This is a genomic window from Marinobacter sp. bablab_jr008 (assembly GCF_016464145.1).
GTDB lineage: Bacteria > Pseudomonadota > Gammaproteobacteria > Pseudomonadales > Oleiphilaceae > Marinobacter > Marinobacter nauticus.
This window is the reverse complement of record NZ_JACDWW010000054.1, coordinates 131,748-157,278: the sequence shown is the minus strand read 5'-3', so window position 1 is coordinate 157,278 and position 25,531 is coordinate 131,748. Positions and strand designations below refer to the sequence as shown.

Below are 25,531 nucleotides of genomic sequence, written 5' to 3'. Positions count from 1 at the left end.
GTAATGGGTACCTTTCTTTTGGTGTTGTTTATTGTGGTGCTGCTGATTGCCGGTATGTCGATCGGTGTGATTTTCGGTCGAAAGCCGATCAGCGGAACCTGCGGTGGTATTGGCGCTCTGGGAATCAGTACTTCCTGTGAGATTTGCGGGGGCAATACCCAGAAATGCGAAGAGAGCCGGAGCGGCTCGGATGAGCCAGTAAAAGCGGAAGACCTGGCATACGATGCCACCAAGGCCGACAAATAACCGCTCCAGGCCAACAATACATTAATAACTATAGCTACGCTTTCAGAGTGTAGATAAGGAGTCAGTGCGCGCATGGCAGAGCATCATTACGACGTGGTGGTTATTGGCGCCGGTCCTTCGGGAGAAGGGGCGGCAATGAATGCGGCGAAGCACAACAGGCGCGTCGCCATCATTGAAGACAAGCCTACGGTTGGCGGTAACTGCACCCACTGGGGCACCATTCCGTCCAAGGCACTGCGTCACTCGGTCAAGCAGATCATCACCTTCAACACCAACCAGATGTTCCGGGACATTGGTGAACCGCGCTGGTTCTCTTTTCCGCGGGTATTGCAGAACGCCCAGAAGGTGATTGGCAAACAGGTGAAGCTGCGCACTCAGTTCTATTCCCGTAACCGGGTAGACCTTATCAACGGCCGTGCCGCATTTGTCGATAAGCACCGGTTGGAAATCCGTGGCAACAAGTCTGTGGAAACCATCCATTTCAAACAGGCCATCATTGCCACCGGTTCCCGCCCGTACCTGCCGCCCGATGTCGACTTCCGTCATCATCGGATCTACAACTCAGACTCCATTCTGAATCTGTCCCACACCCCGCGTACCCTGATTATCTACGGTGCCGGTGTCATTGGGTCGGAATACGCCTCTATCTTTGCTGGACTGGGTGTGAAGGTAGACCTGATCAACCCGGGCAGTCGCTTGCTGTCGTTCCTGGATGATGAAATTTCCGATGCCCTGAGTTACCACCTGCGTAACAACGGTGTATTGGTTCGCCACAATGAGCAGTATGAATCCGTGAAAGGTGACGATCACGGCGTTGTACTGTCACTGCAATCCGGCAAGAAGATTCGGGCCGATGCCTTCCTGTGGTGTAATGGCCGTAGCGGCAATACCGAGAATCTGGGGCTTGAGAACGTGGGCCTGACACCGAACAGCCGGGGCCAGCTGGCGGTAGACGAGCATTACCGCACGGAAGTCGAGCATATCTATGCTGCCGGCGATGTGATTGGCTGGCCAAGCCTGGCCAGTGCCGCCTACGACCAGGGGCGGGCGGCCTCGTCTGACATTACCCAGGACGAGTATTTCCGCTTTGTGGACGACGTGCCTACCGGCATTTATACCATTCCGGAAATCAGCTCTGTTGGTAAAACCGAGCGCGAACTGACCGAAGCCAAAGTGCCATACGATGTCGGCCAGGCGTTCTTCAAGGATCTGGCGAGGGCGCAGATTACCGGCGAAGCCGTGGGCATGCTGAAGATTCTGTTCCACCGGGAGACCCGGGAAATTCTGGGGATACACTGCTTTGGTGACCAGGCCGCCGAGATTGTTCACATCGGCCAGGCCATCATGAACCAGGAAGGGGAAGCCAATTCCCTGAACTACTTTATCAACACCACCTTCAACTACCCGACCATGGCGGAAGCCTATCGGGTAGCTGCCCTGAACGGCCTGAACCGAATCTTCTGATCAGACCGTTGCCCACCAGAGCCCTGCTTCAGGCGGGCTCTGGTGAGATTTCCCGTATCGGCAGGTTCAACACCGCCTTGGCCCGGTTGTCGAAAAACATACGGGTGCTGGTGGGGTAATCGGTGATAATACTGTCGACCCCCATCTCTTCCAGAAGCAGCATGTCGTGGATACGGTTAACCGTCCAGGTAGAGACATGCATATTCCGCCGATGTGCCGTCTCGACCATGCCTTTGGTCAGTATTTTCCAGTTCACACAGAAATATTCGCAGCCCAGCCGGGTGGCCAGGTTCAGTGGCTTGGGAAACTTGCGCTCGGCTACCAGGCCGATGCGTATGTTTTTGTCGCGCCGCCGGATTTCTCGCAGAAACCAGGGATCGGAAGAGGTGATGGCGGCCGTCTGGTACAAATCCCGGCGCTGGATGATCTCGGTCAGGCGATTGCACAGGATGTTCAGCCTGTGCCGTGTATCCTTTTTCACTTCCAGTTGAAGGTGCTCAATGTCATCAAACTGATTGAGCAGATTCTCCAGCGAGGGAATGCCGGTTTTCCGGGACCATGAGCTGGTATTGCGGCGCGCATCCATCTCGGCCAGTTCGGCGGCGGTATACTTGCCGACACTGCCTTTCTGGCCGGTGGTGCGGTCCACGGTCAGATCGTGCACCAGCACAGGAATGCCGTCTTTAGACAGCACCAGATCCAGCTCAAAATGCCGGATACCATGCCGGTGGGCATGGATGAAGCCAGGCATGGTGTTTTCTGGAGCCTCTCCTTTGGCTCCACGGTGACCATAAACGATCATTCTGCTGTAGTTTCCCTGAGGCGTTGGTAGATGGCCTGGCGTTTCTTCCAGGTCTCGTGGCACAGGCGAATATCTTCCAGGTAGGCCGGTAATTCGTTCATCAGAAGCGCCTGAGGGCCGTCTACCAGAGCTTTCTCCGGTTTCGGGTGGAAGTCCACCAGCACCATGTTTGCACCGGCAACGACGCCCTGTGCGGTTGCGTGCATCACATCAAGAATACCATCCGGTGACTGGTCCCGGCTGCCCACGGAGTGGGACGGATCCACACACACCGGCATGCGGGTCAGGCGTTTGACCGCAGGCACATGGGCAAAGTCCACCATATTGCGGTGGGGCAGGCCGGCCTCGGTTTTCATACCGCGTAAACAGAAAATGACGTTGGCGTTGCCCTCGCTGGCCAGATACTCGGCTGCATTCAGGGATTCGTTCAGGGTGATACCGAAACCACGCTTGAGGAGCACCGGATAGGTGCTCTGCCGGCCAATGGCCTTGAGCAGTTCGAAGTTCTGGGTGTTTCGGGTGCCTACCTGCAACATCACGCCGGTTGGCCGCCCGAGTTTTTCCAGGCAGGTGTCAATTTCCTCGATATGGCTTTCATGGGTGATTTCCATGGCAATCACCTTGATGCCATGCTTGCCTGCTTTCTCGAACACCCAGGGTAGACAGCCCTTGCCGTGGCCCTGGAAGGAGTAAGGGTTGGTGCGCGGCTTGTAGGCCCCCATTCGGGTACATACCTCTCCGTTGTCTTCCAGCGCCTGCAGCATCATTTCCACATGCTCAGGCACATCCACCGCGCAAAGGCCGGCGAAAATGTTCAGGTTGTTCTGGCTGAACTCCACGCCGTTATAGGTGAACCCGCTCTGGCGTTTGTCATCCTTGTGGCGGCCAAGAATGCGGTAATCCTCGGAGATCCGGATGGCACGCTCCACCGCCGGCAGGGCTTCAATTTCTGCCTTTTCCAGGGATTTGGTGTCGCCAAGCAGGTAGATTTCGGTCAGTCGCTGGCTGGCACCCTGAATTTCGTGTACCCGGATACTGACGCCCGGAAGGTTTTCCAGGTATTCCATGGTCTGGCGATAGGCTTCACTATCGAGCGCGGTGTTGGGGTGAAGAATGGCTAACATGGAATCTCCTTGAATCAGGATGCGGATTCTTCCGCCCGGTGACGGGCCTGCATGAACTCGCGATGATTAAGATGCAGCAGGTCTGCCATTCGGCGAATAAGGTGTTCCTCGTATTTGTCGATACGGCCGTCGGCAAAGGCTACCCGCCAGATGCTCTCCAACAGGGACTGCTTCTGTTGCTGATCCAGATGATCGTTAATCTGCCCGGTAAACTGATACAACGACGTGGCGTCCTCGGCGTGGGCCAGGGCATCGTTCAGGATTTCCTCAGCCTCTTCCCGGGTAATCTGATGAGCCTTAACCGCGCAGTCCACAATGGTCTTAAGTTCTCGCTCATCTTCCTGGTTATCCACCCGTGACAGCTGCACCATCAAGGCAGTGGCCGCCACGGCCAGCTGGTGTGCATCCGGCTTGACCGGTTCCGACTCGGCAACGGAAAACAGTTTCTTCAGGCGTTCGATCATGGTCAGTTACTTTGTTTCAACAAATGTCAGGCCGCCTGCGCGAGCTGGCGAACCCGGTGCTCCAGTTCGATCTGGTCTGCCGCAAAACGGCGAATGCCATCAGCCAGCTTCTCGGTGGCCATGGCGTCTTCGTTGGATTCCCAGCGGAACTGCTTCTCGTTAATCTGCCCCGGCTTGTCGGGCGAGGAAGCCGTCTCCGGGTTGAGTTTCCTGGCCAGAGTGCCCTGATCATCCTTGAGCTCCTGCAGCAGTGCCGGACTGATGGTGAGCCGGTCGCAGCCGGCCAGCATCTCGATTTCGCCGGTGTTGCGGAAGCTGGCACCCATTACCACCGTATTAAAGCCATTGGCCTTGTAGTAATTGTAGATGCGTGAAACCGAAAGTACGCCAGGATCTTCCTCGGCCGGATAGCTGTCGCGCCCGGAGCTGGCCAGGTGCCAGTCGAGGATACGGCCCACGAACGGTGAAATCAGATGGGCGCCGGCCTGGGCACACGCCACTGCTTGCACAAAAGAGAAAAGCAGCGTCAGGTTGCAGCGGATGCCTTCCTTCTCAAGCTGCTCTGCTGCACGGATACCCTCCCAGGTGGAGGCAATCTTGATCAGAACACGGTTAGTGTCCACGCCCTGGCGGTCGTAAAAGTCCACCAGGCGGCGGGCACGCTCCAGAGTGGCGGAGGTGTCGAAGGACAACCGGGCATCTACCTCGGTGGAGACCACGCCCGGAATCAGCCCGAGAATTTCCTTGCCAGCCAGCACTGCCAACATGTCGGTTGCGACCGTAAGTTGTTCGGCATCCGAGCCACCGTGCTTGGCCGCATAGGCCACGGCCTTTTCCAGCATGGGGCGATACGCCTCTGAGGCCGCGGCCTTCAGCAGCAGGGAAGGGTTGGTGGTGGCGTCTTCCGGGCGCCACTGCCGGATAGCATCAATATCGCCGGTGTCGGCCACAACCGTGGTCATGGTTTTAAGCTGTTCGAGTTTGCTGTTCATTCGTCCTGTCATCCCGATGGTTCGGTGTTATCCGGGCATTCATCCACAATGCCCTTTTAACTCCTACAATAACGGCAGCTTACGACAGTAACAAGACAACAAAAGGTATGGTGGCGATCAGGTTTCCAAACTGGGTTCCGGTTCTCTGACTTTCGCCAGCGCCTGTTCGACCACTTCCAGCCCCGAGCCGGGTTTGTTGGCATTCTCACTCAGATGACGGCGGAACTGCCGTCCTCCCGGCTGCCCGAGGAACAGGCCCATGATATGGCGGGTAATGTGGGTGAGGTACACGCCGCGGTCCAGTTCCTGCTGAATGAACGGGAACATGGCGCGGAGCGCCTCATGGCGACTGGTAACGGCCGGTGGCTCGCCGAAAAGCGCAGCGTCTACCTCGGCCAGCAGCCAGGGATTGTGGTAGGCCTCTCGCCCCAGCATCACGCCATCGGTGTGGGTGAGGTGCTCGTGGCACTCCCCGAAGGTTTTGATGCCACCGTTGATGATGATTTCCAGGTGCGGATAGGCCTGTTTCAGACGATACACCCAGTCGTATTTGAGCGGTGGAATATCCCGGTTCTCCTTTGGGCTCAAGCCTTCAAGAACGGCGATGCGGGCATGCACAATGAACGTTTTGCAGCCGGCTGCTGCCACGGTTTCAATAAACTCGCACAGCTCGTCCCAGGATTCCCGGCCGTTAATGCCGATGCGGTGCTTTACCGTAACCGGAAGGTCGGTGGCCTCAATCATTGCGGCCACGCCCTCTGCTACCTTGTCTGGATGGCCCATCAGACAGGCGCCGATCATGTTGTTCTGCACCCGGTCGCTGGGACAACCTACGTTCAGGTTAACCTCGCTGAACCCGAACTGTTGCGCCAGCCGCGCGCAATGGGCCAACTCGTTAGCGTCGCTGCCGCCGAGCTGAAGCGCCAGCGGATACTCTGAAACATCGTGGCGCAGAAAGCGCTCGGTATCGCCATGGATGAGCGCACCTGTGGTGACCATTTCTGTATAAAGCAGCGCCCGCTTGCTGAGGATGCGGGCCAGGTAACGAAAGTGCGGGGTGGTCCAGTCCATCATGGGAGCGACGCAGAAGCGACGGGACAGGGCCTTGGTGGTGGCTTGTTCAGAAGTCATCGTATTCCGGATACAGAAAAATTCGGAGTGGAGTCTAACACGAAATATGATCAGCCCTGCCTCCGTAGTATCCTAAATCCGGCTCTCTATACCTGCATGGAGTAATCCAATTTATCGGAACGACTGGATGATACTGCCACCGCCAAGATCCCCAGCCAGCTTCTTTCGGGCCCTCTGGTTCTGTTTGGTTGCTGTGGTGGCTGGTGCCCTGACACTCTCTCAGGCAAATGCCACGCCATGGACGTTCTCGCTCCAGCAAGGTCGGATGGACCTGGCGCTGCCTGACTATGAAATCGCCGGCTGGAAAGCGACGGGCATTCACGCAGATATCGTCAATTCCGTTGAAGCAAGTAACAAGCAGGTCGGCGTTACCTTCCGCCCGGGGTCCCGGCTGACAATAGCCCGCATTGCCCGGCAATCCGGAAGCACCCCCGCAGAGTTAATTGATGTTCAGCTGGATCTCGCGGATACCGAGGTAACCGTTGATCTCGGCGCCCCGGGTGCTATGCCGGAACGCACCCGCATCTCCGGAAATGTGCGCATCGACGTAGCGGAAGTCCGCCACCCGAGCCTGAAGCCCCAACGCCGGTGGTTTGAGGGAGAGGTGAGCGGAACGCTGGCAGATCTGGAGCTGGCGGGAAAACTGAATGCCAGCTCCGGCCTGATAGCCAATCTCGTCTTGCGTAACCGGTCGGCGAGCGACTTCACTGCCGACATCCGCACGACCATGGCTGCGCAGAACGCAGGAGAGGCGCTTGCGGCCACCCTCTTGAACTGGCCGGAATTGCTTTCCCTGGACAGCGGTGAACTAACACTTCAGGCAAATCTCTGGGTGGAGCCAAATGAACCGCTGGCGGTGGATGCCCGGCTAGACCTCTCTGATGTTTCCGGGGTAATGGACCGTACGGCGCTCACCAACCTGAGTGGGCGCCTGTTGTTTGCCCTGGAAGCGGACACATTAACCGCCGCCCTGCGAGACATCCGGATAGGCGAAGTCGATTCCGGAATCGGCATTGGGCCGATTCAGCTCCTGGCGGATTACGAAGCGAACCTGGCTGCGCCGCTCAGGGGGCAGCTTGCCGTTCAGCAGGCGACAGCCGAGTTTCTGGGTGGCCGGCTTCGCGTAGCGCCGCGCACTGTCGATCTCTCGAATCGTCCCTGGCAGGTTCCCATTGATGTCTACGATCTTTCGCTGGAGCGACTGCTGCAGGCGTATCCGGCAGAGGGCTTCTCAGGCACCGGCACCTTGACAGGCCGCATCCCGGTAGCGGTGACCGACGCTGGTGTGCGAGTAGACGAGGGCGCACTAAGGGCGGTATCGCCCGGTGGCAAACTCATCATGCCGGCCGAGCGACTGCAGGCCATGTTGGGCAGCAGCGATGCCATGGATCTGGTGGTGCAAGCTTTGCAAAACTTTCACTATTCGGTGCTGGAGAGCACGATAGACTGCGATGAAGAGGGCAAGCTGGCACTCGGCCTGAGGCTGGAAGGTGAGAATCCGGATCTTCGTGGTGGGCAGCCGGTTGTGCTCAACATCAATCTCGAAGAGGATATCCCCGCCCTGTTAACCAGCCTTCAGCTGAGTGGCAGAGTGAACGAAGCCGTGACCGAAAGGGTTCGGGAGCGGTTACAACAATCCGGGCAGGAGGCAGTGCCATGACAAACCTATGGCGTTGGTGCCGGCCACTGGCGGCCAGAACATTCCTGGTTTTAATGTTGCCGCTGGCGCTATTCGCGTGCACACCCACTGTGCAGATGGCGGCACCAAAAGAACCGATTACCGTCAACCTGAACGTAAAGATTCAGCATGAAATCTACGTGAAGGTGGACAAAGAAGTGGACGAGCTGTTCAGCGAACAGGGGCTGTTCTGAGCGACACCGGACAATGCCAACGGCTGATCAAGGGGTTGAATATGAAACGACTGATACAACTGGGCGCCTTTGTATTGGCACTCGCCATAGCAATACCGGCGCTGGCCATGGGGCTGGAAGAAGCGAAACAGAAACTGGACACGGCTAAACAGCAGGGCCTGGTGGGGGAAACACCAACCGGCTACCTGGATGTAGTGCGCGCAGAGGGCGATGCCCAGGCCGTGGTGAAAGCCATTAACCAGGCTCGCCGGGACGAATACACCCGTATCGCCGAAAAACACGACATTCCGGTGACACAGGTTGAAACCGTGGCCGGTCAGAAAGCCATTGAAAAAACGCCCTCAGGCCAGTTTGTGTTGATCAACGGCAAATGGGTGAAGAAGTAAGTCTCAATCGGCCGCTGGGGCCTGCTGCCGAATGGGAGCGGAACCCGTGCTGGCCGACCAGAGCGGATAGGGAATACCTGCCAGCCGGTTCATCACAAAGGCATGGGCCAACAGCAACGCCACCCCCGCCATGAGCACTGGCAACTGCGCCGGGTTGGGCATCAGGCCCAGGGAAACGATCAGTGCCGTGGCACCGGCCGGAGGGTGAGCCACCCGAAACACCACCATCAGGCAGCTGGTAAGCCCCAGCGACAACGCCGCCGCACCCACCCTGGGCAGATCAACACCGGTCATGAATGCCGAAGCCTGCCCCTGCAGCCCGAAAATGTACAGAGCCAGCAAGCCCATCAGTGCGCCAATCAGGTGCCCGCAGAGTGTATTTCTGGGAGACGCCGGTTGCGCCATGGGCACATAGAACAGAATAAAAGCGGTGGCACCGAGGGAGGGGAAAATGAAAGCCTCCTGCGTAACCAGCGCCACAAACGACACCAAAGCAATACTGAACCCGCCATTAACCAGGTTGAACACCGCCATCACCGTGGTACGGCTGTACTTGCTCGCCAGGCGCTCCAGGTGCAGCGCCTGAACCAGGCCTTTGGCCAGCTGCCAGCGGAGTTGTTCGTTCCTGCGTCCCATACTGCCTGTTCATGCCCTGAATTGGTGCGTTAAAGGGTGCGGGATGATAAGCACTGACGAATATCAAGGCAAACAGGGATTTTCGATAATGGTTAAGAGCTTTATGAATAACCTGAGCTTTTGTCAGAAAGAAAGCGCATAAAAATACCGGGTTCCCTTTCCGCTCATAACACCGTATTTTCTGGGAAACCGTTGACCAAAGAGTGCGGCATGGGAAGCAATTGGCTGATAGGCATTGATCTGGGTGGCACCAAAACCGAAGTCATCCTGATGGACCGGCAAAGCCAGGAGCATTACCGCCAACGGGTACCAACCAGCGTCGGCAACTATCAAGCCACCCTGCAAACCATCCACGCCCTGGTACAAAAGGCTGAAGCCCACGCCGGCACCAGCGGAATACGTGTGGGCATAGGCATACCTGGCAGCGTTTCGGGCAAAACCGGCCGCATTAAAAACGCCAACTCCACCTGGCTGAACGGCCAGCCCATGCAGCAACATCTGCGTGAACTCCTGCAACGGCCGGTAACCCTGACCAACGATGCTAACTGCCTGGCGCTTTCCGAAGCCACAGACGGGGCAGGGCGCAACCATCACACGGTATTCGCCGCCATACTGGGCACTGGCTGTGGCGCCGGCATCAGCGTGAACGGCCAGCTGCTGACCGGCCCTAACGGCGTAGCCGGCGAATGGGGCCATAACCCGTTACCCTGGACGCCGGAGACTGAACTGCAACAGCGCCCCTGCTTTTGTGGCCGGTACGGCTGCAACGAGACCTTTCTTTCCGGAACCGGGCTGTCACTCACTCACAAACTGCGCACCGGACAGCAACTGCCCGCTCACACCATTGTTGAAAACGCCCGAAATGGCGACCCGCGAGCCACCGAAACCCTGCAGCAATACCTGGAGCACCTGGCCCGGGGCCTGGCCGCCGTTATCAACGTGCTGGACCCGGACATCATCGTGCTGGGTGGCGGCATGAGTAATGCTGAACAGATCTATCGGGAACTGCCCGGAAAGCTTGCCAGCTATGTGTTTGGTGGTGAGTGTGATACGTCGATTGTGAACGCCGCCCATGGAGACTCTAGTGGAGTGCGCGGAGCCGCTTGGTTAGCCAAGTCCTGAACCCACGCACAAAAACGCCGCGACACGACAATGCCTGTCGCCCCGGTGACTAAGCTGGAAGAACGGTAAAACCAGTGGAGGGCGTACCGTGTGAGCAAACACCATTGCGAAACACCTGATAACAGCCCTGGCCTTGGCGCTCTTGGTGCTGGATCCTAGCTGGCTGCCTGCGCAGGAAAACTGCACCTACCAGAAAAACGCCTTGGGCGACTGGAACGACAACCGCACGGGCGCCGGCTACCTAAAAGACATCTTTGGCGATTGGGAGTCTTCCGATGGCATGCAAACATGACGGAAGAATTCACTAGGCAATTGGCGGGATAAGCGGGGCAGGTGTGCAGGGAGGATTCTTTGGGTGGGGAGGCAATAAAAGAGACTAATTGCTCAGTATCTGTCTTTTGTATGGTCATAAGCCTTGGAATGCCCTGGGATGTCTTGCAGTATTGAGGTAATTAAAAGTATGCAGGCTGACTTTTGTGTGTTCCCGAATCGTTAACAGGGATTGGTTGCTCCAGGAACACTAAACCACTAATGCAAACAAATTTCCGGACAGGTTGCGGATAGTGATATGGATCGAGTTGTAAAGCAGTCCTCGCTAATACGAGAAGTTGATGCAACCCCTTATGCCGCCTCACTAATTGAGGGTCACAGGGATTTCGGTTATAGCCTTGAAACAGCTTTGGCTGATGTGATCGACAATTCGATATCAGCTGGATCGACTACGATCCAGCTGATAGCAAACACCGCCGTCGAAGAACCTTCGATTATCATCGCAGATGATGGTTCTGGTATGTCCGAAGCGGAGTTGGTCGAAGCTATGCGTCTTGGCTCAAAAAACCCTTCAGACAAAAGAGCAGCGCAAGATCTTGGACGATTTGGCCTTGGCCTCAAAAGTGCAAGCTTCTCCCAGTGCCGATCACTCACTGTAATTTCATCACAGAACTCCAAAGTGTCCTGTGCCCGCTGGGATCTGGATCGGGTATCTCAGCGAAATGACTGGTCCCTCGAGCTACTGGACGATCACTCGGTCCTACCCGGTCTTGATTTGTTGCCGGCAAATGGGACAGTTGTTGTGTGGGAGAAGCTAGATCGTCTGATTGGGGGCTATGGGGACGATCGCGTAAAACGGGTGAGCCACCTGAATGAGGAAATAGGTCTGGCTGAGCGCCATTTGAGGTTGGTGTTCCACCGGTTTCTCGAAGGAAGAAATCCGAGGATAAGAATTTTTCTTAACAGAAGACAGCTAAAGCCAATAGATCCAATGGCTTCCGGGCACCCTTCCACGCAAAAATCCCCGGAAGAAGTTTTAGGTTTGAGCAAGGGACAGGTGCGGATTCGTTGCTACACCCTGCCTCATCATAAAAAGATGACTCGTGAAGAGTGGGACGAAGCTGGAGGCCCGGAAGGGCACTTGAAATCCCAAGGTCTTTATATTTATCGGGAGAATCGCCTAATCATATCCGGGGGGTGGCTTGGGCTAGCCCGGCAGACCGAGCTGACTAAGCTGTGCCGGATTGCTGTTGATATACCCAACACTATGGATTCTGATTGGAAAATCGATGTAAAAAAGGCTTCGGCACAGTTGCCTCCCCAGGTGAGGGAGCGTCTGAGAAAGATTGTTGAGCATTTTGTTGGTACGTCTAAGCGAACATACCGAAAGCGTGGGCAACGTCTGGTAGACGAGACAGCACAGCCTATTTGGACCCGTGTTCAGAAAGACGGGCAAGTTATCTTTCGCCCCAACTCCGACCATCCTGTCTTTAGAGCCTATGCAGATCAGCTACCTGATGACCTGAGGGAAGGGTTCTATCGCTGTATCAGAATTGTCGGGTCAGGTTTGCCGATAGCAACGCTGCATGCGGAGCTGGTGGGTAATGCTGAATCAGTAGTTGCTGATCATGCTGACGAAGAAGATCTTCGCCAACTGGTTTTCACGATGGCCGATGCACTGCTGGGTTCGGGTATACCCGCAGATGCCATTTCTGGCGCAATGCAGAGCCATCCGGTTTTGCGTGATAACTGGTACGTGGCTAAAAAAATAATCGAAGATTACTTGGAACAATCCGACTTTTCAGAAACGAGGGCTTAGCGTGAATAATAGTAGTAGCTATGACCGGTTGATTGGTGTTGTAGAATCGGCATTATTTAATCAGCCACGAAAAACTGAAGAAGAACTTCGAAGTTTGATTGGAGCCCTTGCAACTCCTGTTGCTCCGGATCTAAGCCCTGATCAGTTAGAGCAAATGGCCAGAGAGGTAGAGGCAAAGCAGGGTATTAAGGCAGGCTTGGGAGCAGTCGTTGATAGCGATGACTTTGAACCTTGGCTAGACGATGCGAAGGCCAGAATTGAACCATTCTATTGGCAAAGGTATCAGAAGCTTCTGTTACAGAATGGGCTGCCCCGGGATGTTGTTACTTCTACCGACAAAGTCACTGATAAAATTCTTGGGCGACTAGGTGATCCGGAAAAACAAGTTCAGTGGGATCGTCGTGGAATGGTCGTTGGTCATGTTCAAAGCGGAAAGACTGCGAATTATACCGGCCTCATTTGTAAGGCTGCAGATGCAGGATATCGTCTAATCATTGTGATTGCCGGTATTCACAATAATCTTAGAAACCAAACTCAAGCGAGGATCGATGAGGGCTTCATTGGTCGTGACACGGGCAGGACGCAAGAGAAAGGAAGTGGTTCTGGAAGAAATAAAGTTGGGGTAGGGCACTTTGATTTCACCAGAACCCCGGTTAGCCTGACAAATACCATTAAAGACTTTAACAAAGAAACTGCCTCAACGAATACGAGCGAGATTGATTCATATAAAGTTCCGGTCGTTTTGGTGATTAAGAAGAATCACCGAACATTAGGGAATCTTTTAGACTGGCTTCGAGATAATAGTGCTCGGGGAGATCTTGAGATGATTGATCAACCCATGCTTCTTGTTGATGATGAAGCGGATAATGCATCCATAAATACAGCGTATAATAAAAATTTGATAACAAAAATAAATGGTCAGATCCGAGATCTTTTGAATATGTTTCATCGGAGCTGTTATGTTGGTTATACTGCGACTCCGTTTGCAAATATATTTATAGATCCTGATGAAGACGATGAAATGTTTAATGAGGATTTGTTTCCTAGAGATTTCATTATTGGGTTGGATGCGCCTACCAATTATTTTGGTCCTTCAAAAATATTCATTGACGGTATACCTGAGAATGGTGATCCGGAATGGCTGAGATACATAAAAGATAATGAGGATATTCTTCCGATAAAGCATAAAATTGATCATGAGCTGGATGAGATTCCAAAGTCACTTTTGACGGCTCTGAGGGCATTCTTGCTCTCCCGAACAATAAGGGATTTGAGAGGGTCGGAGTCATCACATTGCTCAATGTTGGTGAACGCTAGTCGGTTTACGGCGGTGCAAAGCAAACTGAGAAATCGTATTCATGAAGCGTTGGATCGTATAAAAGACTCAGTGAGAGTTAACGCTTCTCTCGGTGATGCAGGATTGTCAGACCCTGAATTATCAGAACTCAAGAGGGTCTGGCAAACAGAGTATTCAGGCACTGAATTCGAATGGGAAGAGGTTCAAGCAGCCTTACTTGAATCGATTGCCGCAGCGAAGGTTGTTGAGGTTAATAGCAGAGCGAATGATCTTGATTACACACGCAGCGTGGAGAGAGGGCAAACGGTTATCGCGGTAGGTGGCTTCTCGCTATCCAGAGGGTTAACGCTGGAAGGCCTCACAGTCACCTGGTTCCTGCGAAATACCATGATGTATGACACATTGATGCAGATGGGACGTTGGTTCGGATATAGGGATGGTTATGAAGACCTCTGCAGAATATGGATGCCAGAGGAGGCGATAGACTGGTATGCATTTATTGCTGAAGCCGCAGAAGAGTTGCATGATGAACTGAAGACTATGGAGAAGGCTAAAGCAACACCTAAGATGTTTGGGTTGGCGGTCAGAAGTCATCCAGCATCTTTGTTAGTCACTGCAAGAAATAAAATGGGCGCGAGTTCCAAAGTTGTGGCAAAGATCGGGTTGTCTAATCAGTTCATTGAGACAGCGAAGGTCAGCATTTCCGCTAAGGATATTTATAAAAATAAGAGCAACGCGAAGTCGTTTGTTGAGAGTGTATTGAACCTTGGGCTTAATTCTGAACAAAGCAAATGGGGGTATTTGTGGAGGGACGTCCCTGTTCGTGAAATTGACCGATTTTTAGTTGGGTGGCGGAATGCCGAGCAAAGTGTCACGACAGACACGGCTCCCGTGCGAGCATACATTAATGCGCGTGTTCAGGACGAGTTGGCATACTGGGACGTGCTGGTAACCAGCAAACGACAAGGGGAAGAAGATAACTCTCTGGGATTGCCTATCATTCCTGCGGAACGGTCCGTAACTCTCGGTGAGCCAAAGTTGCAGTATATGGCGTTTAGTGGGAAGGGTATGCGTCTCGCTTCAAGAGGCATAGAAAAAGCTGGTCTTTCCGAGGCAGAAATTATTGAGGCCGAATCGGCCTACCTTGAGATCAACAAAAGTAAAGTCGATAAAGGCAAGGTTAATTTCCCTGATCACATATATAGAAAGGTAAGAAAAAGAGGGCTTTTCATATTGCATCTCGTATCTCCAAAGATACCAGACGACGAAAAGCAACTTCGTGGGCAGACTCAAGTTCCAGGTGAAACGGTTGTAGGGTGGGGAATGAGTCTCCCGCGCTCTCTGCATTCTGAAGAAACTGTGGAATACGTGGTGAACGCTGTCAGGTACAAAGAGCTGTTTGGCGATGACGACGAGGATGAGGATCAGGAGAGCGATGATGACGGCAACAACTGATCCATGGAGTAAGCTGACGAATGATGAGGCCCGGCGGGTGAGTGTGGCTGGTCAGTTCGATTTTTTCTGGGTTGTGTTGGAAAAAAACACTCCAGGTCTAATGCTAAGACTTCCTCAACTCCCACTCTCACCTCCTAAGCTTCCCAAGCTTAAAAATCTAAGTCTGTCGTTCCGAAAAGCAGGTGTTTCGCCGGCGTTCGTTATCGCCTTGAATGAGCGAAGCCAGATTGAGGTTTTCGAGACTCTATGCAGAGATGTTGTTGCTGCGGGAGAGGCTGCAGGGAATGTTGGAGATGCGCTGCTCAGGGCGGTTCAGCGGACCCAGCGCTGGCACTACCTGTTGAGAGGAGGTAGTCAGAGAGGGATTTCAGTTGAAGAGCAGCGGGGCTTGGTAGGTGAGCTGGCGTTTCTAAGAGAAGCGGCTTCTGGTATCGGCCCTGAAGCAGCAATAGATGCTTGGAAAGGTCCTTCAAAATCATCGAAGGACTTTGAGTTTATTGGCTGTTGTGTCGAAGTTAAGGCTCGGAGAGTCGCGGCAAAACCCTTCGTGTCAATTTCCTCCGAGGAGCAGTTAGCTGATGTTGAGGGTTGCAGGCTTTTTCTGAGGGTCTGGAATATTTCCTCAGCAATTTCTCCAGATGGTCTGACTTTGCATGACCATGTAAAAATGACAGCTGCTCATTTCGAGGATTCGGTTGCGGCTTTTGACCAGTGGGAAGAAGCAATCTTCGCAACTGGATATGATCCGGATAATGATTATTCGGACAGACGTTGGCACCTTGGCGGCTCCCAAACTTATGAAATTATGGACGGATTCCCCCGGGTTTCTGTGCCGCTTCCTTTTGGCGTTGAGATGGTGAGTTACTCATTATCTCTCGAGGCCTGTTCGAACTTTGAAACTAATGCCGACCTAATTAAAGTAATCAAGGATGGCCCGAGTAATGAATGAGCTACTTGAGTTTCACTATCAACTTATTGCTGATATTCAAGGCGATGCTGATGCAATGGGTCTCGTAACTGCAGAGGCTTTTTTTGAAAAAGTCGCGGATTTGTTATCGGAAGCTGGCGAAGTCGATGAGGCAGACCGGGCATATTATGAGGGTAAGTATGCAGCCTATCAGATGCAGGTAGATGGTTATGGTGGAGATCCCATCGAGAATTCGGGCGTTTTAACCCTAATGATCTGCGATTTTGGCCTGAATGATGAGATTCGGGTGCTGAATAGGCAGCACATTGAGAAATTGCAGAATCGACTTTACCGATTTCTGGTATCGAGCCTGAAGCCAGGCTTCAAAGATCAGCTGGAAGAGACGAGCTCTGGCTTTGGATTGGCCGACCTTATATCCACTCGTTGGAATGCAATTGAGAAGATCAAACTCGTAATTGCTACAAATGGCAACTTTAGTGCGAGGTCGGATGCAGAATCTCTTGACCCGATTGATGGTAAACCAATCACTTTGAGTGTTTGGGACCTCAAGCGACTCAAGCAGTTTATGGATCAGGGGCAGGCCCGAGCAGATCTTCAGATTGACTTTGAACGAGATTTTGGAGGAGGAATACCTCTGTTGAAAGCTTCTGGAGGAGATGGATCTCTTGAGAGCTACCTCGCTGTTATTCCGGGAAAGCAGCTGGCTGCAGTTTATGAGAAGTGGGGGCCGAGGCTTTTGGAGGCTAATGTTCGCAGCTTCCTCCAGGCGAGGGGCAAAGTGAACCAAGGAATCAGGAATACGATCCGCGATGAACCACACATGTTCTTTTCATATAACAATGGGTTGAGTGCAACAGCTGATGGGATTGAGCTAAAACAGGCGGAATCTGGGTTAGAGTTAGTGCGGGCAGATAATCTACAAATCGTGAATGGTGGTCAGACCACCGCCTCTCTGCATGCTGCCAAAAAATTGTTCGAAGAACAGTTAGATCAGATTCACGTTCAGATGAAGCTGACGATTGTTCCCAGCAGTCAATCGGAGGAAGTTGTTCCTCGGATTTCAGAGTACGCGAATAGTCAGAACAAAGTGAATGCAGCAGATTTCTTTGCGAATCATCCATTCCATATTCGGGTTGAGGAGTATTCGCGGCGGTTGTTGGCACCTGCGGGCGAGGATGGTTATCGTGAAACGAAGTGGTTTTATGAAAGAGCCCGCGGTCAGTACGCTGACGAGAGGGGACGACGGACGCCCGCTGAGCGGAAAAAGTTTGATGCTGAATATCCTCGCGGGCAGTTCTTCACTAAAACTGATTTGGCGAAATATGAAAACACCTTCGAGTGCCTTCCACATATTGTAAGCCGGGGGGCACAGAAGAACTTTGCTGAGTTTGCGAAGAATATTGGTAAACAATGGGGCAAGGACGACTCGGTATTTAATGAGCTTTGGTACAAGAGACTAGTTTCAAAGAATATTGTTTTTAAAACGATGGAGAGGCTGGTATCCGGTGCGGATTGGTACGAAGGTGGGTACCGAGCGAACATTGTGACTTATGGCATAGCCAAAGTTGTTCATGATGCTATGCAGAAGGGAAATGTGATTGATCTTGACATGGTATGGAAGAATCAAGCTATTGCTCCCGAGCTCAAAGCGATGCTTCTAGCAGCCGGGGAGGTCGCCCAGGATGTTATTAACAATCCTCCAGCAGGAGTTCGAAATGCTAGTGAGTGGGCTAAAAAGGATATTTGCTGGAAGTGGCTCTCGGAAAAAGAAGTTGTCTATCCGGGAAAAACCGATCGGGTGATCATTTCTTTGGAATCGGCCAAGAGCCGGGCTAAAGAGGCGAAATCTGAGGCTGCCTTGGATCAGAGTGTGAATGCAGAGATCGAGGTCCATACCTTGGGTAGTAAGTTTTGGAAAGTTGCACGGGACTGGGCGCGTGAGCGAGCAGTACTAAGCCCCAAAGAGCTTGGGGTTTTAGAAACCTGCTCTGCAATTCCGAGAAAGATGCCATCGGAGAGGCAGTGTGCAGTAGCATTGACCGCACTCCAAAAATTAAAAGAAGAAGGGTTTTCGGATTAATGTGACCTGCACCAAAACTTTGAGCTCCTAATTGATAAATTCGGAGCTCAAACCTCTTCAGTTTTTTACCTTAAGCAGGTCGAAAACAACTTTTGCAATATAGTTAGCTAGTAAGGGCGGAACAGCATTGCCAACCTGAACATATTGCTCAGTTCGGTTCCCCTCAAAGAAATAATTATCGGGAAATGTCTGAATGCGGGCCGCTTCTCGAACCGTCAAACTTCTGCACTGTGAAGGGTCGTAGTGGATGAAGTAATGCCCATCCTTTGATATGTGACTGGTGACCGTACTTGCGACACGATTTTTTGCTTGCACCTTGAAGCGGTCAGTAAAATTGCCACTCTTCCAGTTCTTATGCTTCGGGGTGAGGTTTTCGGGGAAATCACGTGAGCGCGGTGATATGCCATTTTTGGCTGCGGCATAGCAACTAGCATAAAAATACCGGTGCAGATCTTCGGCCATATGATTTCTGGCCTCGTGGTTTACGAAGCCAAGTAGGTGCTCATCCTCGTACCACCTCTGCAAATACTCTGGTAAACGATTTTTACTCTTTTGTTTCAGCGGAACGAATCTACCACCTTGGTTCAGTTCCCTGGTGGTAGAATCATATGCGTGTTTTGCATCATTTTGAGCCTCAGTTGAGAAGGCTAGTTCTGTATAGACTTTGAGAAATCCTTTTTCAAAGTTGTCCTTCCATGTTTGGGAGTCATTGGGTTGGGTTCTGGATAGCCCACTCCTGAGTGTAGGTAAATCTGCAAGGATTTCCCCGACAGTAATTTGGACGTCCTGTCTCCAGTCAGATAGAAGTTCGCCAGTTAACTCCTTGGGCAACAGGTCTTTGCGGACTCCCAGAACTATCACCCGATGCCGAGCTTGAGGAATTCCGAATTCCTCAGCACGGATCACGAAATCCTTGTTCTGATAACTACCATAGAGGTTATGACCTTCAAGTGGGTGAGCAAAGGGCAGTAACTCATATTCGACCCTCTCTACTCCTTCCTCATCGGGTTTGATCGCGCGGGCAGGACAAACGAGATCTTCGCGAATCTTCTCGAAAATTGATTCACCATTAACTTTGGCCGTCAGAATTCCTTTAACATTTTCCATCACGAAAATGTCTGGCTGCACTAGATCGAGAACCTTCAGGTATTCCTTGTAGAGAAAGTGACGGTGGTCCTCTTCAGCAATATACCCCTTGATGCCCTTGTTCCTGGCTCTGCCAACCAGTGAGTAGGCTTGGCAAGGCGGGCCGCCGATGACGAGTTTCCTTCCTTTATGGCCATCAATCTGTTCTTTAATTATCCGAAAGATCTCATCATGGTCTTCACTACCCAGAGCTTTGGGACCACCAAGTGTTTCCCGTTTTGCCGCAGCCCATTCTTCGGGGAACTTCTCCGAAAAGAATTGTTCGGCGCTGACTTTATGGCCGCTCCGAAGGTATTCATAGTATTGGGGCGGAATACCGCGGCCCAGAAACTGCCGGTAAAAAGCTCGCAGCGTAAGCGTCTTATGAGCGCTGGCTTCTTTTTCAACTGAAGCGACGATCTTGAAAGGGTGTGTTCCATCGGGAGTTTTGAAGGCAGAAAAGCCCTCACCAAGCCCGCCCGGGCCAGCAAAAAGATCGATTACTTTGATAGTGTCAGTCATGCGGAGTTCGCCAAAATCAGGTAAGCGAGTAGGATACCAGGTAGCGCTCTAAATTCCAGAAGGCATTTGTTAGATGGTCGACGTCGTAGACCGACAAACTCGTTCCAGAATGATGTCGGGGATTCGCGGCAGGAACACAAAACCGGAAATCTTGATCCGCAAGGCTCTCCATGCACGCGGCTTCAGGTTTAGGTTGCACCGTAAGGGCTTGCCCGGTTCTCCCGATATTGTGCTGCCGAAATACCGAGCAGTGATTCTGATTAACGGCTGCTTTTGGCATGGCCATGATTGTCACTTGTTCAAGTGGCCCAAAACCCGTCCGGATTTTTGGCGGGAGAAGATAGAAGGGAATATCGCCAGAGATCTCAGGAATCAGGCTGAGTTGAAGAACCTTGGGTGGCGCCTGTGTATTTTGTGGGAGTGCGATGTTAAAGGAGCAGGAGAGGTTCGCTGTACGGAGGTCATTACCAGGATAATGGATTGGCTTTGCAGTGAATCAGATGAAGTTCATATCCCTCACTCCCGCACTCAGTCTAGTTCCACTACTGACAACAGTGGCTGACCAAATGAGAATAAACCAGTAGGACGTAATGACAGCCGCCCCCTACAACAAAAACGCCCAAAAATTCTTCACTCAATACCAGTCCCTGACCTTCGAACAGGCCCACAAGGATTGGCTCCCTCATTTGGACAAGAAATCGGGCCTCGCGCTGGACGTGGGCGCCGGCAGTGGACGAGATGCACTTGCCCTGGCAGAGCGTGGCTGGGATGTGGTGGCGGTTGAGCCCGCGGCGGAATTGCGTCGCTTGGGTGAGGCGGCAACGGCACATCGCAGTATCCAGTGGATGGATGACTCTCTGCCGGATCTGAGCGAGATCCGCAAACTCAGTTACCGGTTTGGTCTGGTGCTGGTGTCTGCGGTGTGGATGCATCTGCCCTCTGCACACCGGGAACGGGCGTTCTGGATTCTGACTGAGCTGCTGGCGCCGTCCGGCATGCTGGTGATCACGCTGCGCCATGGGCCGGGGGATGGTGAACGGCAGTTTTATGAAGTAACGAAGGCCGAGCTGGACAGCTTTGCTCTTCGTGGCGCGGTTATGTCGGTGCCTTTGGCGGATTCACCTCGGGCCGATCAGTTAAACCGTTCCGATGTGTGGTGGGAAACCGCCGTTTACCTGGCTGCAGACAAACCTTCCAGCTAAAGCACAAGTTGTTTCACCAACTCCCCCGCCGAAACCTCCCTGCACCCACTCACATTCTGCCCACTCCACAACGGCGAAAAATCGCCGGAGCCCGCCGCTTCAGCCGCTGCCCTGAGCGGCGCGATGGCGTTGGTTGCCAGTGGAAATGCCGGCGCGAAATCTGAAATCGGCCCGAGTTCTCGCATTACCCGGTTCACAATGCCCCTTGCCGGGCCGCCGGAGAACAGGTTGGTGAGTGCGGTATGCCTGGCTTGCGGGCTTTTGAGTGCTTGCCGGTGCAGGGGCCGGGTGGTTGCCTCCGGGCATAGCATAAAGGCAGTACCGATCTGTGCTGCAACGGCACCAAGCTTCAACGCCGCTTGAACACCCTCTGCCGTGGCAATGCCGCCGGCAGCGATAACGGGAATGTTCACGGCGCCCACAATCTGTGGCAACAGGGCGAAGGTGCCCATTTGTGTGGTCATGTCTTTTGTGAGAAAAATCCCGCGATGGCCGCCGGCTTCCAGCCCTTGGGCGATAACGGCGTCTGCACCGTGTTGTTCCAGCCAGATGGCTTCCTCTACGGTTGTGGCGGTTGAGAGTATTTTTGCCCCGGCTTGCCGGACTCGATCCAGCAATGCCGGCTCTGGTAGCCCGAAATGAAAGCTCACCACCGCCGGGCGGAAGGCTTCCACAATGGCAGCGGATTCGTCATTGAAAGGCATGCGGCCGGGGCCGTTGCTGATGGTGGCTGGATCGATTGCGAATTCTTTGTAATAGGGAGCGAGAGCCTGTCGCCACCTGGCCTCCTGCTGGTCATCCGGGTTGGGTGGTGTGTGGGCGAAGAAATTGAGGTTATAGGGGCGGCCATGGGTGGCCTCATTCAGTGCCTCAAGTTCTGCTTTCAATGCATCCGGGCCGAGCATGGCGCAGGGCAGAGAACCCAGGCCGCCGGCATTGGAGACGGCCGCCGCCAGGCGGTAATCCTGAACACCGGCCATGGGGGCCTGGATGATGGGGGTTTTGATACCCAGCGATGCCAGAAAAGCATGGCTATTTAATGCTGTCATTTTGCGTATTCTCCAGATTCTGTGCGGCGGCGCTTTACCATTCTCCGTCCCTTTGTTTGCCCCGAACGGTTCTGAGTATCTGGCCCCTCACTCCCTCCTGTTCCAGTTGCGCCAATACCTCGGCAAGTTCCTCGGCAAGCCCTGCATGGCGGCGATTAAGGTAGTGGTGGAGGGTAAAGGTGGCCACCGGCTCTGGTAGTATGTGCAGGTGGTGCCAGTCGGCGTTTGCCAGGGGTGTAATGCCTTCGATGCTGGCCACGAAGGCCAAGTCGACCCGTCTCATTTCAAGCAGGGTTCGGACCTGTTCATAGCTTTCCGCGTGAATGGGTTCCATGCCCAACGCTTTGGCGGTATTTTCGGCGATTATTACGCCCCGGCGCACGGCCACTTTCAGTGGGTCGTCTGCGTGGGATTCGGGCAGTTCTTGGATTTCCCGGTTACGCACCACCACGTGAAACTTGCCCTTGAGTAGTGGAAAACCCACTCTGACGAGGTTCGGATAGCCGTCGGCCACGGTTTCTATGCGGAACAGGTCGCCGTCCAGGTTGCCGGTATCCGCCATCAGCAACGCCCGGCGAGAAGGGGCGACCAAGGTGGTCATGTTGATGTCCAGCCGCTGGTAAGCGGTTTCCAGTATCTGGACCGCGGCGGTGGTGCTGGGCACGTCGTCTATAACGGCAATGCGCACTTCGTCTGGTCGCTCGCTCGCGGCGAGCGCAGCGGGTAATTGGCTGAGTCCGGCCAGAATCCCTGCACAAAACAGGTTTTTAAGGTGCACGCTATTCCCCCTCTGCTCCATTGAAGGGCCTATCGACATACTAGTTCCAATTCTTGTCTATGCCTGTTTTTTTTCGGTTACTGAACTTTGCGCCCGGTGTATTCGGTGAAGTCCGGTTTCTGTGGTTGGTGCTGGTCGTCGGTCATATAGGCGGAGGTCAGCACGAACTCTGCGGTGGCCCGGTTGCAGGCGACGGGGATGTTCCAGAGGGCGGCTATGCGCAGCAGGGCCTTGATGTCCGGGTCGTGGGGCTGAGGTTCGAGAGGGTCCCAGAAAAACACCAGCAGGTCGATTTCGCCCTCGGCAATCTTGGCGCCGATCTGTTGGTCGCCGCCCAAAGGCCCGCTCAGCAGGCAGTTGAGGTCTTTGCGCCCGAGGCTTTTACTCAGTAGCCGGCCGGTGGTACCGGTGGCGTACAAGCGCAGCGGGGCAAGCCGGGTGCGGTTTTCGTTCGCCCAGTCCACAAGTTCCTTTTTCTTGTTGTCGTGCGCCACCAGGGCAACGGATTTTACGGCCATGTTGCGTCCTTTGTTCTGTGAGAGTCCGTGAAAGGGGTAGAGTGTTTCATAAACGCGTGGCCCGGGAAATAGGACGATGGCGGCATCACGCCGGCCCCCCGTTGCGTCAATAGCCAAACGCGGGGCATTGGCCGGCATTGAAGGCATGGAGGATTCTGGTGGTCTTGCGTAGGCTGGCGGGATAACAACGATTTTCGGAGCGTGCGGTATGAAGGGTGGTAAGGCACACAAAAATTCTGAGTGGCAGGTTTACATCACCGGTGGTGCCAGTGGTATTGGCCTTGAACTGGCAAAGACTTACCTGCGTTCAGGAGCGGCGGTTACCCTGTTCGATATTCAGCCCACGGAATCCGCTGTGCAGGCGTTGGCGGCCATAGCCGGGCCGGAATCCGTTCGAGCGTTTGCCATGGACGTAACCAAACCGGGCGGAGTGAGAGAGGCCTTTGCATCCGCGGCGGAGTCTTCACCGCCAGACCTGGTTATTCATTGCGCGGGTATTGCCATTGCGGCCGATTTCGAAGCCATAGACGACGATGCCTATGCCCGGGTGATTAACATCAACCTGGTGGGCTCACGCAATGTGGTGGCTGGCGTGCTGCCCCATATGAAAGCGGGTGCGCACCTGGTGATGGTTGCTTCCATGGCCGGATTGGTGGGCTGTTACGGGTACGCCGCCTACTGTGCCTCCAAGTATGGCGTGGTGGGGCTTGCCGAGGTGTTGCGGATCGAACTGGCTAGCCGGGGCATTGATGTGTCTGTGGTGTGCCCTCCGGAAGTGGAAACGCCAATGGTGGAGGCTGAGCGCCTGAACCGCCCCAGGCAAACCGAAGCGCTGAAGCTGATGGCCGGCACCTTGCCTCTGGAAGTTGCTGTGGCGCAAATACGTAAAGGTATCGATCGCCGCCGGTTTATGATTATCCCGGGTTGGCGGGCCAGGGGGCTCTGGTTCACGAACAAGCTTTTGCCTGGCACGCTTACCCGCAAGTTTGCCGACTTTCTGGTGAGCCGATGAAGCGATCCAAACCTCAGGAGAGTGCCTGATTAAGGTCGGCGATCAGGTCTTCCGCATCCTCCAGGCCAACGGACAGGCGTAGCATGCCATCGCCAATGCCCCGTTTGAGGCGTTCTTCCCGGCTCAGGCCGTGATGACTGGTGGCGCTTGGTTGGCTTACCAGGCTTTCTACGCCGCCCAGGCTGGTAGCGAGCAGAAAGACGTTCAGGGAATCCGCCACTTTTTCGGCTGCCTGCTGGCCACCCTTCACTTCAATACTGAGCATGCCGCCGAAGCCGGTCATCTGCCGTTTCGCCAGTTCGTGGCCTTCGAATGAAGGCAGGCCCGGGTAGTGTACTTTGGTGATTTTCGGATGTTGTTCCATGGCTTGAGCAACGGCCATGGCGTTTTCGTTGTGTTGGCGGACTCGTAATGGCAGCGTGCGCAGGCTGCGGGAAAGCAGGGCAGCGGTTTCCGGGGCAATCAGCTGGCCCAGGTTCTTGCGCCAGGCGACCACGGGTTTTGCCAGGCTTGCAGAGGTCATCAGGGCACCGGCGGTCAGGTCGCTGTGGCCACCCAGGTATTTTGTGGCGCTGTGCAAGACGAGGTCTGCGCCCAGTTCCAGCGGTTTCTGGTTGATGGGGCTGGCGAACGTATTGTCCACCGCCACCAGCGCGCCGTGCTGGTGGGCCGTTTCAGCGATGGTGCGAATGTCCAGGATCGCCATGTTCGGGTTGGCCGGGGTTTCGAAATAGACCAGCTTGCCCGGTTCGTTAAGTGTTTCCGCCAGTTGGTCCTGCTCTTCACGGAACAGGAAGGTCACTGGAATGCCCAGCGCCTGGCAGTGATTCTTCAGTAGTTCCTGTGTGCCCCCATACAGATCGCCTACACACACAATTCCATTACGGCCATGGGCCAGCAGGGTTGCCGAAATTGCCGCCATGCCGGACGCAAACCCCAGTGCTGCTTCAGCATTTTCGAGCCCGGCCAGTCCCTGTTCCAGTTCCTGGATGCTCGGGTTGGTGCCCCAGCGAGTGTACAGGTTACCGTCGCTTCGCCCCTCAATCACATCCAGCAAGTCTGCCGTGTTTTCAAACCGGTAGGTGGTGGTGTTGTAAACCGGCGAGTAGGGGCTGCCGAAGGCATCCTTATGGCGGCGATTGTGGATGATGCGGGTAGCGGGGCCTTGGTTGTCTGGGGTGGTCATGGTGGTTCCTGTTCGTCGCTGAATTGTATTGGATGGAGCCGCGGACATTTT

The 25,531-nt window shown here is 54.1% G+C and carries 24 protein-coding genes; 13 read left to right on the top strand and 11 right to left on the bottom strand.

Translation table 11 applies throughout. The features are described 5' to 3' along the window. Positions 1–3 precede the first annotated feature (3 nt). Together nqrM and sthA are read left to right on the top strand one after the other, a co-directional pair. On the top strand, positions 4–246 hold the full coding sequence (gene nqrM, locus JIF53_RS08025; RefSeq protein WP_011785398.1) for a (Na+)-NQR maturation NqrM: 243 nt from the start codon (positions 4–6) through the stop codon (positions 244–246). A gap of 72 nt (positions 247–318) precedes the next feature. After that, entirely contained in the window at positions 319–1,710 is a 1,392-nt protein-coding gene (sthA, locus tag JIF53_RS08020) for a Si-specific NAD(P)(+) transhydrogenase (RefSeq protein WP_011785397.1), read from the top strand. A gap of 28 nt (positions 1,711–1,738) precedes the next feature. Here sthA and JIF53_RS08015 read toward each other — a convergent pair whose 3' ends face one another. The 5 genes from JIF53_RS08015 to dusA form a co-directional block, all read right to left on the bottom strand. Beyond that, positions 1,739–2,512, bottom strand: a complete 774-nt coding sequence (locus JIF53_RS08015; RefSeq protein ID WP_199452208.1) for a glycerophosphodiester phosphodiesterase — start codon at positions 2,510–2,512, stop codon at positions 1,739–1,741. Next, entirely contained in the window at positions 2,509–3,636 is a 1,128-nt protein-coding gene (locus JIF53_RS08010; RefSeq protein WP_199452207.1) for a 3-deoxy-7-phosphoheptulonate synthase, read from the bottom strand. The genes JIF53_RS08015 and JIF53_RS08010 overlap by 4 nt, the downstream gene beginning before the upstream one ends. Before the next feature lie 14 nt (positions 3,637–3,650). Further along, positions 3,651–4,100 (bottom strand): TerB family tellurite resistance protein, encoded by a 450-nt coding sequence (locus JIF53_RS08005; protein WP_153740423.1) that lies wholly within the window; start codon positions 4,098–4,100, stop codon positions 3,651–3,653. Between the two features lie 26 nt (positions 4,101–4,126). Further along, positions 4,127–5,092 carry a transaldolase gene (gene tal, locus JIF53_RS08000; RefSeq protein WP_153740422.1) on the bottom strand — a complete coding sequence of 322 codons (966 nt, stop codon included), beginning with the start codon at positions 5,090–5,092 and terminating at the stop codon, positions 4,127–4,129. 117 nt (positions 5,093–5,209) lie between these two features. After that, a complete protein-coding gene (gene dusA / locus JIF53_RS07995; protein WP_199452206.1) occupies positions 5,210–6,223 on the bottom strand; it encodes a tRNA dihydrouridine(20/20a) synthase DusA in 1,014 nt (337 codons plus the stop codon). Positions 6,224–6,350: 127 nt separating this feature from the next. Between dusA and JIF53_RS07990 the strand changes: the two genes are divergently transcribed. The 3 genes from JIF53_RS07990 to JIF53_RS07980 are packed head-to-tail and all read left to right on the top strand — an operon-like array spanning position 6,351 to position 8,481. Next, entirely contained in the window at positions 6,351–7,883 is a 1,533-nt protein-coding gene (locus JIF53_RS07990; protein ID WP_199452205.1) for a YdbH domain-containing protein, read from the top strand. Then, positions 7,880–8,095 carry a YnbE family lipoprotein gene (locus tag JIF53_RS07985; RefSeq protein ID WP_011785390.1) on the top strand — a complete coding sequence of 72 codons (216 nt, stop codon included), beginning with the start codon at positions 7,880–7,882 and terminating at the stop codon, positions 8,093–8,095. Before JIF53_RS07990 ends, JIF53_RS07985 begins: the two co-directional genes overlap by 4 nt. Positions 8,096–8,136: 41 nt before the next feature. Beyond that, positions 8,137–8,481: a YdbL family protein gene (locus tag JIF53_RS07980; protein WP_041656354.1), complete on the top strand. Its 345-nt coding sequence runs from the start codon at positions 8,137–8,139 to the stop codon at positions 8,479–8,481. Positions 8,482–8,484: 3 nt separating this feature from the next. On the opposite strand, the gene JIF53_RS07975 is transcribed toward JIF53_RS07980, so the two are convergent. Further along, complete coding sequence (locus tag JIF53_RS07975) at positions 8,485–9,117, bottom strand: HPP family protein (protein ID WP_114433333.1); 633 nt, start codon at positions 9,115–9,117, stop codon at positions 8,485–8,487. A gap of 210 nt (positions 9,118–9,327) precedes the next feature. Between JIF53_RS07975 and JIF53_RS07970 the strand changes: the two genes are divergently transcribed. The 5 genes from JIF53_RS07970 (at position 9,328) to JIF53_RS07950 (ending at position 18,088) form a co-directional block, all read left to right on the top strand. Beyond that, positions 9,328–10,239 (top strand): ROK family protein, encoded by a 912-nt coding sequence (locus JIF53_RS07970; RefSeq protein WP_199452204.1) that lies wholly within the window; start codon positions 9,328–9,330, stop codon positions 10,237–10,239. Positions 10,240–10,807: 568 nt separating this feature from the next. Next, the gene (locus JIF53_RS07965; protein ID WP_153740348.1) at positions 10,808–12,328 is read left to right on the top strand and encodes an ATP-binding protein; all 1,521 of its coding nucleotides are present in this window, start codon (positions 10,808–10,810) and stop codon (positions 12,326–12,328) included. Between the two features lies 1 nt (position 12,329). Continuing rightward, positions 12,330–15,080, top strand: a complete 2,751-nt coding sequence (locus JIF53_RS07960; RefSeq protein ID WP_153740347.1) for a Z1 domain-containing protein — start codon at positions 12,330–12,332, stop codon at positions 15,078–15,080. Further along, positions 15,061–16,029, top strand: a complete 969-nt coding sequence (locus JIF53_RS07955) for a PD-(D/E)XK motif protein (RefSeq protein WP_227548858.1) — start codon at positions 15,061–15,063, stop codon at positions 16,027–16,029. Before JIF53_RS07960 ends, JIF53_RS07955 begins: the two co-directional genes overlap by 20 nt. After that, positions 16,022–18,088, top strand: coding sequence for an AIPR family protein (locus JIF53_RS07950; RefSeq protein ID WP_153740346.1), 2,067 nt, complete (start codon positions 16,022–16,024; stop codon positions 18,086–18,088). Before JIF53_RS07955 ends, JIF53_RS07950 begins: the two co-directional genes overlap by 8 nt. 57 nt (positions 18,089–18,145) lie before the next feature. On the opposite strand, the gene JIF53_RS07945 is transcribed toward JIF53_RS07950, so the two are convergent. Then, the gene (locus tag JIF53_RS07945; RefSeq protein WP_153740345.1) at positions 18,146–19,735 is read right to left on the bottom strand and encodes a DNA cytosine methyltransferase; all 1,590 of its coding nucleotides are present in this window, start codon (positions 19,733–19,735) and stop codon (positions 18,146–18,148) included. Between the two features lie 73 nt (positions 19,736–19,808). Between JIF53_RS07945 and JIF53_RS07940 the strand changes: the two genes are divergently transcribed. Then, complete coding sequence (locus JIF53_RS07940) at positions 19,809–20,297, top strand: very short patch repair endonuclease (protein WP_153740344.1); 489 nt, start codon at positions 19,809–19,811, stop codon at positions 20,295–20,297. 124 nt (positions 20,298–20,421) lie between these two features. Beyond that, positions 20,422–20,937: a class I SAM-dependent methyltransferase gene (locus tag JIF53_RS07935; RefSeq protein WP_228285503.1), complete on the top strand. Its 516-nt coding sequence runs from the start codon at positions 20,422–20,424 to the stop codon at positions 20,935–20,937. On the opposite strand, the gene JIF53_RS07930 is transcribed toward JIF53_RS07935, so the two are convergent. The 3 genes from JIF53_RS07930 to JIF53_RS07920 all read right to left on the bottom strand — a co-directional run bounded on the left by JIF53_RS07930 (position 20,934) and on the right by JIF53_RS07920 (position 23,282). Continuing rightward, positions 20,934–21,986 (bottom strand): NAD(P)H-dependent flavin oxidoreductase, encoded by a 1,053-nt coding sequence (locus JIF53_RS07930; RefSeq protein WP_153740343.1) that lies wholly within the window; start codon positions 21,984–21,986, stop codon positions 20,934–20,936. The genes JIF53_RS07935 and JIF53_RS07930 overlap by 4 nt on opposite strands. Positions 21,987–22,020: 34 nt before the next feature. After that, the gene (locus JIF53_RS07925) at positions 22,021–22,764 is read right to left on the bottom strand and encodes a hypothetical protein (RefSeq protein WP_153740342.1); all 744 of its coding nucleotides are present in this window, start codon (positions 22,762–22,764) and stop codon (positions 22,021–22,023) included. Between the two features lie 77 nt (positions 22,765–22,841). Further along, on the bottom strand, positions 22,842–23,282 hold the full coding sequence (locus JIF53_RS07920; protein WP_153740341.1) for a methylglyoxal synthase: 441 nt from the start codon (positions 23,280–23,282) through the stop codon (positions 22,842–22,844). 208 nt (positions 23,283–23,490) lie between these two features. Here JIF53_RS07920 and JIF53_RS07915 point away from each other — a divergent pair, with 208 nt between their 5' ends. After that, on the top strand, positions 23,491–24,294 hold the full coding sequence (locus JIF53_RS07915; protein ID WP_199452203.1) for an SDR family oxidoreductase: 804 nt from the start codon (positions 23,491–23,493) through the stop codon (positions 24,292–24,294). Between the two features lie 13 nt (positions 24,295–24,307). Here the strand turns inward: JIF53_RS07915 and JIF53_RS07910 are convergent, their stop codons facing one another. Beyond that, entirely contained in the window at positions 24,308–25,480 is a 1,173-nt protein-coding gene (locus JIF53_RS07910; protein WP_199452202.1) for a trans-sulfuration enzyme family protein, read from the bottom strand. Between the last annotated feature and the right edge of the window lie 51 nt (positions 25,481–25,531).